The sequence below is a fragment of the Butyrivibrio sp. genome (assembly GCF_024699075.1).
This window is the reverse complement of record NZ_JAILQF010000485.1, coordinates 1-9,032: the sequence shown is the minus strand read 5'-3', so window position 1 is coordinate 9,032 and position 9,032 is coordinate 1. Positions and strand designations below refer to the sequence as shown.

The 9,032-nt window shown below is 37.0% G+C and carries 9 protein-coding genes and 1 pseudogene; 5 read left to right on the top strand and 5 right to left on the bottom strand.

Annotation, left to right across the window (positions count from 1 at the left end; genetic code table 11):
- A pseudogene (locus K6G87_RS19305) lies at nt 1–227 on the bottom strand (ion transporter); the annotation flags it as partial.
- A gap of 86 nt (nt 228–313) precedes the next feature.
- Nucleotides 314–472, bottom strand: coding sequence for a hypothetical protein (locus K6G87_RS19300; protein ID WP_296840960.1), 159 nt, complete (start codon nt 470–472; stop codon nt 314–316).
- A gap of 348 nt (nt 473–820) precedes the next feature.
- On the opposite strand from K6G87_RS19300, the gene K6G87_RS19295 reads away from it, so the two are divergent.
- Together K6G87_RS19295 and K6G87_RS19290 are read left to right on the top strand one after the other, a co-directional pair.
- The gene (locus K6G87_RS19295; RefSeq protein WP_296840957.1) at nt 821–1,102 is read left to right on the top strand and encodes a DUF6110 family protein; all 282 of its coding nucleotides are present in this window, start codon (nt 821–823) and stop codon (nt 1,100–1,102) included.
- Nucleotides 1,103–1,148: 46 nt separating this feature from the next.
- Nucleotides 1,149–3,224 (top strand): heavy metal translocating P-type ATPase, encoded by a 2,076-nt coding sequence (locus K6G87_RS19290; protein ID WP_296840952.1) that lies wholly within the window; start codon nt 1,149–1,151, stop codon nt 3,222–3,224.
- A gap of 289 nt (nt 3,225–3,513) precedes the next feature.
- Here the strand turns inward: K6G87_RS19290 and K6G87_RS19285 are convergent, their stop codons facing one another.
- Complete coding sequence (locus K6G87_RS19285; RefSeq protein WP_296840949.1) at nt 3,514–3,759, bottom strand: heavy-metal-associated domain-containing protein; 246 nt, start codon at nt 3,757–3,759, stop codon at nt 3,514–3,516.
- Between the two features lie 334 nt (nt 3,760–4,093).
- Here K6G87_RS19285 and K6G87_RS19280 point away from each other — a divergent pair, with 334 nt between their 5' ends.
- Nucleotides 4,094–5,188, top strand: coding sequence for an acyltransferase (locus K6G87_RS19280; protein WP_296840946.1), 1,095 nt, complete (start codon nt 4,094–4,096; stop codon nt 5,186–5,188).
- Nucleotides 5,189–5,373: 185 nt separating this feature from the next.
- Here K6G87_RS19280 and K6G87_RS19275 read toward each other — a convergent pair whose 3' ends face one another.
- On the bottom strand, nt 5,374–6,423 hold the full coding sequence (locus K6G87_RS19275) for an NAD-dependent epimerase/dehydratase family protein (protein ID WP_296840943.1): 1,050 nt from the start codon (nt 6,421–6,423) through the stop codon (nt 5,374–5,376).
- Nucleotides 6,424–6,629: 206 nt separating this feature from the next.
- Here K6G87_RS19275 and K6G87_RS19270 point away from each other — a divergent pair, with 206 nt between their 5' ends.
- Nucleotides 6,630–7,337: a hypothetical protein gene (locus K6G87_RS19270; protein ID WP_296840941.1), complete on the top strand. Its 708-nt coding sequence runs from the start codon at nt 6,630–6,632 to the stop codon at nt 7,335–7,337.
- A gap of 12 nt (nt 7,338–7,349) precedes the next feature.
- Here K6G87_RS19270 and K6G87_RS19265 read toward each other — a convergent pair whose 3' ends face one another.
- Nucleotides 7,350–8,387, bottom strand: coding sequence for a hypothetical protein (locus K6G87_RS19265; RefSeq protein ID WP_296840938.1), 1,038 nt, complete (start codon nt 8,385–8,387; stop codon nt 7,350–7,352).
- A 209-nt stretch (nt 8,388–8,596) separates the two neighbouring features.
- Here K6G87_RS19265 and K6G87_RS19260 point away from each other — a divergent pair.
- A partial coding sequence (locus tag K6G87_RS19260) for a DUF308 domain-containing protein (protein WP_296840935.1) occupies nt 8,597–9,032 on the top strand: 436 nt, incomplete at its 3' end.

The following is a 9,032-nucleotide window of genomic DNA, read 5'->3' as shown; positions in this document are numbered from 1 at the left end:
CCCATCTTATAATCAGCGGTATAAACCCTGGCAAGATAATCAAGCAAAAAGATAATTCCTGTGAGAAACTCTATCATCACAGTATAGTTATTATCTTTTTTTAATGTTAAAGGTATCATTCCCACTATTACTGCAACAGTCATAAGGGTGTCATAAGCTTTACTTGAATAGTCACCCTCGTGGGAAACTTCTATGATCTCATAAAGTCGTCTTTTAAAACCTTCCATAGATTGCAGCTCCTTAAAAGTCGCAAAATAAATGTAAAAGTTGCAGGCTTATCATAAGCCTTATAGCCCCTTACAAAAGTTACATTTTAAAAGTTTCCTTCTATAAATGCGGCAATACCAAGTATAATCAGAATAATACTCATTATTCTGCAAGACACTACAAAAAATGTAACCTTCTTGAAACTTCGGTCTACCATGACTCCGGAATCGGATATGTACAGATCTTCGTGCTTTTTCTTCGCCATAAAATATCCCTCATTGTGGCAGTATTACTGCTTCTTATAACCTGTGATCATTGTAAGGATAAAACATGCTACTGTTGCCCATGCAAAAAACTTATGATACTTCATTTTAAAACCCTCCTTTTTTACGTCATATTAATATAATCGGTAATTTTGATCTCTAACTATAATGTTATCAATTAAAAAATATAAAATAAAGCAATTTTTTTGTTTTTGCCCCATGTTTTCATTATTTTCTTATTGAGAAATTTTCTCATAAGTTAGCCATAACTTCACATGCGGCATGGGGTTATAATTATTAAACCCCGTAAAGCAATTCGGAATTTTTTTTACTAAAGAAAGGAAATAATTATGAGTAGATGGAGTACATTAGGTAAGATCGCATGTGGATTTGTGATCGGAACAGCAGGAGTTAAGGTTCTCTCCAGTAAAGATGCAAAGAAATGCTACACTCACATAACAGCTGCAGCATTCAGATGCAAAGATACTTGCCTTGAAACTTATACAAACATCAAAGAAAACTGCCAGGATATAAGTGCTGACGCTAAAGAGATCAATGAGAAGAGATATGCTGATGAGAAAGCCAAAGAGATTGCAGATGCAAAGGCTGTTCTCGCTGAAGCTGAGGCTTAAGTCGTAACATCTGAAACGTTATACGACTTTAACTGAAAGGCAAAGTATGAATTGTAAGATATTGCACGAAAGCAGGGGACGTATGCGTGTACATATTTCTGTGCGCCATATGTCCTGTTTTGAAGCAGATAAAATCCAATATTATCTCTCTTCTCTTTCATTTGTACATAAGGCTGAAGTCAATGAGCGTACTTCTAATGCCATTGTTCACTATGAAATATCTAAAAGAGATGATCTGATAAAAGCATTTTCCGAATATAACGACAGTATGGAAGTTGCCGTGCCGGAACATACCGGAAGGCTGCTTCGAATCGAATATGAAGAAAAGATGTTCTTCCATATAGCCAATAAGCTTGTGAGAAGATTCATCATACCGTTCTCTATAAGGAGAATTATTATTCATATAAGAGCTCTCCCATACATATTCAGAGGGCTTCGTTGTCTCTTATCCGGAAGGCTTGAAGTCTCAGTTCTGGATGCAACTAGCATCGCAGTATCACTTCTTAGAGGTGATCCTCAGACAGCAAGCAATGTAATGTTCCTTCTTAAGATGGGTGAGATGATGGAGGACTGGACACACAAGAAGTCAGTTGATGATCTTGCAAGAGCCATGTCCCTTAACGTAGATAAAGTATGGATAATAGCATCAGATGGCCAGGAAATCCTTGCTAATGTATCTGATGTTAAAGAAAATGACAATATCGTAGTCAGAACAGGTAACATGATCCCTCTTGACGGCATAGTTGAAAGTGGTGATGCCTCTGTCAATCAGGCTGCCATGACAGGCGAATCCGAACCTGTTCATAAGGACGCAGGATCTCTGGTATATGCCGGTACTGTTATTGATGAAGGCGAGATTGTCGTTAAGGTTCAAAAAGCACAAGGTCAGGGAAGATATGACCGTATTGTTGCCATGATAGAAGAATCTGAAAAGCTCAAGTCAGAATCTGAAGCCAAGGCATCACACCTTGCAGACAGACTTGTACCATATACTTTTGGAGCTACTATTCTTACATGGTTACTTACCAGAAATGCTACCAAAGCAACTTCTATACTAATGGTAGATTTCTGCTGCGCACTCAAGCTTGCCATGCCTATATCCGTTCTCTCAGCTATGAGAGAAGCCGGTGATCATAAGATATCTGTTAAGGGCGGCAAGTTTATGGAAGCCGTTGCAGAAGCAAATACCATAGTTTTTGATAAAACAGGTACACTCACCTATGCTACTCCTAAGGTAGCCAAGGTTGTTACTTTTGGGGATCAGGACGAGGATGAAATGCTGAGACTTGCAGCATGTCTTGAAGAGCACTATCCTCACTCCATTGCCAATGCGGTTGTCAAAGCTGCAGAAGATAAAGGACTTATTCACGAAGAAAAGCATACTAAAGCAACCTATATCGTCGCACATGGAATATCCAGTACAATAGACGGCAAGAAGGTATGCATAGGAAGTCATCATTATATCTTTGAAGACGAGAAATGCACTGTTCCTCATGGATATACAGATAAATTCGATGCTCTTCCGCCTGAATATTCGCACCTTTACATGGCAATCGGTGAAGAACTGGCTGCAGTTATACTGATTGAAGACCCTCTTAGAGAAGAGGCACCTTCTGTTATCAAGAAGCTCAAAGAAGCCGGTTTTGAAAAGGTAGTCATGATGACAGGCGACAGCGAACGAACAGCTCATTCTGTAGCAATGAAGACCGGAGTTACACAGTACTTCTCTGAAGTTCTACCTGAAGACAAAGCTGATTTTATAAGAAAAGAGCATGAAGCCGGAAGGAAAGTTATCATGATAGGCGATGGAATCAACGATTCTCCTGCCCTGTCAGAAGCAGATGCCGGTATAGCTGTAAGTAGCGGTGCTTCCATAGCAATGGAAATTGCAGATATAACCATATCTTCGGACGATCTTAGCAGTCTTTTGACACTGAGAAAGCTCAGCACCGGGCTGATGCGAAGGATTAACCTTAATTATAATTCGATCATAGGCTTTAATTCTTTCCTGATCATAATGGGTATGCTTGGGATCTTCACTCCAACAACTACAGCATTCCTTCACAATGCATCAACTATCGGACTTAGCATGAAGAGTATGACCAATCTTCTTGATGAATGAACTGTAACATAAATTTCATAGTTGTATGTTAATAAATAAGGACAAGCTTTTACGCTTGTCCTTGTCTTTTTTCAAAATTATTTTTTTGATGCTTTCCTTTTTGGGACGTCCGATTGGAACCGGCATTATAAAAGCCAGTATGCAAAATCTTCTTTTTCATAAAGCTTATTATAGTTATGAACGGCACTGTAATTACAAGTACTCCCAAAAATACCATAATATCCATATATTAACCTATTCTTTCTAAGCCCCAAATGAGAATTCTCTTGCGGCTTATAATTATATTATTTTACCAGAACAGGCCTTTCTTCTCATAAGGTTCGCTTTCAGAAGATACGTAAGTATAGCCTGTATCTGCTATAGCTTTTTGAAGCTTTCCTTCATCTACATCTTCAGAAATAAAACTTGCTACCCCTTTACTGTGGGAAGCTGTAACTTTCTTAGCTCCAGGGAAAGTCTGCCTTATGACATCCTTAATGTGAGCCTCGCACATCGAGCAGGCCATTCCTTCAATCTTTACTGTTGTCTTAAACACGTCTTTAAAATCCTCCTTGTTAGCAATTGCTAACTATATAATAATACATTTTTGTCAAAAAGAAAAGTGCCTCAAGTAAACTATTTTGAATCCTTGATTTGAAATATGTCCGTTAATAAATATAAAAACAGGCGGTACATAAGACATCTTGCATGTTTTTGCGATATAATAGGATGGTATAATGCATATAAACTCTTCACCAAAACTCAGAGTATACAAGATATGCAGAATTCTTTTTCATTTCCTTTTATAACAGCCCCATCAGAAAGCCCATTATCTATAAATAATATGTAGTTTACGTTGATAAATACATTATAAAAAGAGGTATAAAATTATGAATGGTTCCAAAAACCAAAGAACAACTTATCTCTATATTGAATATCTTCGCGTATTATCTGCACTTTTTGTAATTGTAATTCATGTTTCAGGAGCAAATCTTTTTAGAATTGAACTTGGCTCTTCGAATTGGATCATCCAGGCATTTTACAATATAGGCGCCCGCTTTAGCGTATGCGTTTTCTGTATGATATCAGGTGCTCTTCTGCTTGGCCGCGGCCATGATATAAGTATCAACGACATTTATGGCCGTTATGTTAAGCGCATGCTGATATGCCTCATCTCCTGGATCATTATATATGCTTTATTCTATACAATAATAGATCATGAGGACTTTCCGTATTTTATTGAAAGATTATTTAAGCTCCCTGATCATCTGTGGTATCCAATTATGATCATAGGCCTTTATATGGCATATCCTGTACTAAGTCTTATCAGTAAGAACCGATCCATAGTCTTGTACATGATATGGCTTATAATCCTTTTTGATATTCTGACTTTGATCTCAGGCACCAGCACATTTTTTGAAGAAGTAGCCGGAGATAGTAAAGTTTATTACCTTTTTGGAAAAATCCTTGGAAATCTTGAGAATATAAAGGCTTCCTTTGTTCCGGGATACCTTGGTCTTTTTATGATGGGGCACTATATTCATAGCTATGGCCTTGGTAAGTGGCATAAATTAATAGTCTATGCTTCTATCCCAGCCCTTATCGTATCTGCTATCCTTACTGTAATTATTTCTGTATATACAGGAAGAAATGTATATACCTTCATGCTGGAAACCAATCCATTTGTCGTATTAGCATCCGCAGGTATCTTTGCATTCTTTAAAAGCAAAGAACCGCAGCTAAATAAAAAAGCTTCAGATTCTAACTTTGTAAAAATAATGCTGTGGATAGGAAGCTATACTTTTGGTATATATCTGATTCACTATGCAATAAGGGATATTCTTGACAGATACTTTAATATCAGCGTAGCCACCATTAATCCTCTTATCGGCGTTCCTGTTATTTCAGTCCTTATTTTTGCAATATCTCTTATACTCAGCGTGATAGCCAAAAAGATACCATATATCAAAACAATAGTAACCTGAACAGCATTGATTATTCTGGGTTTGATGCGCATACCGTATTAACTATATGCCCCATTCAAGCATCGTAGACTTGCCACTACCATTTTCTCCATTTTATGATACAAACTAAGCCTTATACTACTAATAATTTTACTATATTATTAGTAATATAAGGCTTTAAATACAATAGTTTAATACAATATTCTTTAGGATGCTTTAGGAATATTAACTTTTTCTGTACTTTCAGAAGCTCGCCCTTCTTCTCTTAGCCATTCAACCTCATCCTTTATGGTCTCGGCAAATGGTCTGCAGGTAAACCCAAGTTCATTTCTTGCTTTAGTACAATCAAAATCATTGTTACGTGTAAGATTGTAAAGTGCAAAATCGTTAAGAAGCGGCTCTTTACCTGTGAATTTACTCTGTACTCTTAAAAGCTTAACTGCCATCTTGGCAATTCCCTTAGGAAGTATATTAGCTTTAATATCAAGATCTGCAGTTTCATTGATAATATCAAAGAGCTGCTTCATTGTAACAAGCTCATTGCTCATTATATAGCATTCGCCTCTTTTGCCCTTATCACAGCATGCTATTACGCCGGCTGCAAGATCCCTTACGTCTACGCTATTGAAGGTTCCCTCAAGTCCCATCTTGATATCTCCGGAGATGTACTGCTTGACCATCTGTGCCACAGGTCCAAAAGAATAATCATTAGGGCCACAGATTCCTGAAGGATGGATTATTGAAGCATCAAACTGCGGATATGCAGCCACTGCATCAAGTACAGCCTGAGAAGCTTCAGCCTTGGTAATAGCATAGTATCCAACAAGACCATCTGTAGGAAGGAAATGATCCGTTTCATAAATCTTCTGACCATGTGGAAGCTCAGGAATTGCGCTAGTAGAACTGATGTATACAAGCTTCTTGACATTATGTCTAAGACACATATTGATGATGTTTTTAGTACCATCAACATTTACTGCATGAACCTTGGGATTTGGGTTTGGATTAAGTGTAACGATACTTGCACTATGTATTACATAGATCTCACTATCATCAGGTACGTCAAATAGTCTTTCAAGAGATTTTGTATTTAAAAGATCTCCATAAACGATCTCTGCTTGCTCAGGGATATATTTGGCTGCAGGATCTCCCTCCAGAACAAATGCCCTTACGCGCTCACCGTTTTCAATCAGCTGTCTGGATGTATTGCTACCTAAAAGGCCTGCAGCTCCAGTAAGTATGTATATTCTACTCATTTATATACCCCTTTCTTTGAATGGTTTACTAGAGTATATAAACTTTCGGTAAAAGAAAAGTAAATGACACATCATAGAGCAAACTTCAAATCTTAAGCCTCATAATTAATACTTCTTGTAAAGTTTCCTTAGAAATTTCATTGAATTTGTTAAATCATTTTGCTATAGTGCAATCAAAGAAGTATTTTCTAAGAGGGGAGATTACTATGGATATAATTAAGAAGAACGAATTTAAAGTTGCTTTTTTGAAAAAGCTAATGGCATTTATTGGATCACTTTTCCTTCCTGTAATTGCCATATTAATTCTTGTGATCGGAATTTTAAGCAAAACAGTTATAAATGCTATCCCAGCTGTTCTTATAATATCATTTTTAGGCTATATCATTATAAGATATAGTCTCTTACATTACATGAATCGTGTATTTTGTGTACCAATCCTTAACGCTGAATATACCAAAAAAGAACTTGACGAGATGCTTGAAAATGAAGAGTTTTCACCTATAAACTCCGGATATTCTTTAGATGGATCTGACGATACACAGATAAAGGTCAGCAAGAACTGGCTCGATATAAAAGGCTATCTGTTTAATAAGACACTTATTGCTTATATTGAAATAGATAAAGAAAACCCGGACCTTCTTCGCATTACATACATTGATGGATGCTATGATACCGTTCATTACAAAAAGAAGGGCTGTAGCGAAGCATATAATGCTCTTAGAAGGCTGGGCTTTAAAGATATAAGTGAATATGCGCTTGATCCTGAATTTGAGGATCATGACGAGATGTTATATACGATATTTGACCGTGCTGTAAATGAAAAGATGTACAGAGAACTTACAGCTGAAGGCTTAAGCTTCCAGGATATCAGAAACCTTTGGGATGCCGAATTGGCTAAATCACAAACAGCCTGATATCAAACGTTATCAATCCGGATATCCAATTTCGGCCTTTTTGTCGGCTATCATCTTGTCTATTTCTGTCTGTGTATAAGGTGTTATGCCGGCATTTACAAAGGCCTGCTTTACAGCATTTGAATCATCATAATCAGCATCTGTTGTTACATCTTCATAGTTGTCATTGATCATGAAATACTGATAGTAGTTGGTTCTTGTCTCTACGTTTGATTCAAAATAATACATATGTATTCCAATATGTTCGCCATCAAGGCCTTCTACAGAGATAGTGGCAGATTCTACTGCAGATGGATATGCATAGAAATCATCCATAAGCTGTAAGGTTTCTTCACAGCCATAGAAAAACTTATAATCACCGTTTGCATCTACAAAGGCATACTCTTCTCCGTGAATGTTAGCGGCGCTACTTCCAGAAATTTCTATGGTTCCATCGTTATTCACTATAAGAGCAGTTCTGTATCCGTGTTCCTGATCATAGCATAGTACAAGCTCACCATTGATTTCCTTGATTACCATGGAAACAAAAGAAGATTCATTAAATTCTATATCTACAAGAAGCTCTGGTACTCCGTCCTGTCCACAATCAATATCTGTAAAAGTAGCTTCAGGAGTTCCTTCTGCAAGCATTTCATCAACTTTCTGGCAAGCACCAATAATTTCATCCAGTGTGTAAGATGATCCTTCTGTAAGGACCTGCTCCTGATATTCACTGGCATTAAAGAAACGGTCGCCTTCTGTTTTTCTATATTTTACTTTGCCGCTTCCCTGCTTGAATGCTTCATATAAGGACGAAGCAGAGTCTGATGTATTATTACTTTCTGTAACACTATCGCCATTTGTAGATGCATCATCCAAAGATGCTTCACTACTTGCCTCTACGCCAGCATCTTCTCCTTGTGATATGCCGCTTTCAGCACTTTGTGATTCCTGATTAAGTGGCTGACCTGCTCCAGCGCTTTTAAGTGCTGCCGCGTCATCTGATCCTGAGCATCCTGTTGCAGATACTAATAGAGCACATACAATACTGATCACTGCTAATTTTCTCATAATATATTCTCCTCTTTTTTGTATTATCATACTCTTAGTTGTTTAAGTATAGCTTAATTTCTTTATACACGTTCCAGACTGTTGACACCTTCTTCATTTATACTATTTTAATATATATTTATAAATCGATATTTGTTTATATCCATTTAGAGACATATAATAAAATTGTATGATCATTTCAAATTAATAAAAGTTTAAGGAGGCGCAAAATGTCACTAATAAGAGACAAGATCCTGACCGGTATCATGTTACTTCTTGTAGGAATTCTTTTTTGGGTAGCTCCTGCAACTACAACACGTGCAATTTACGGAGCAGTTGGCGTAGTACTTGCTCTGTCAGGCGCTATAAGACTAATTATAGCACTAAGGATAAGAGGTACCAGCTTTTTGAAGATCCTTACTATAGCTATAGCAATATTAATTCTTATCCTAGGTATTTTTCTGATTATCAATCCGGAATTCTTGATAAATTATAGTTTTATAGTATTTGGCCTTATCATGATAGTAAATGGCCTGGTTAATATATTTAGTGTTCTTAAAGGAGAGATAAATGTTGGCGGCAATAAACCTATTTATCTTATCCTCTCAGTTCTTTTAGTAATAGCAGGTGTTATCGTACTTATAAATCCTTTCTCAACAGCACAGA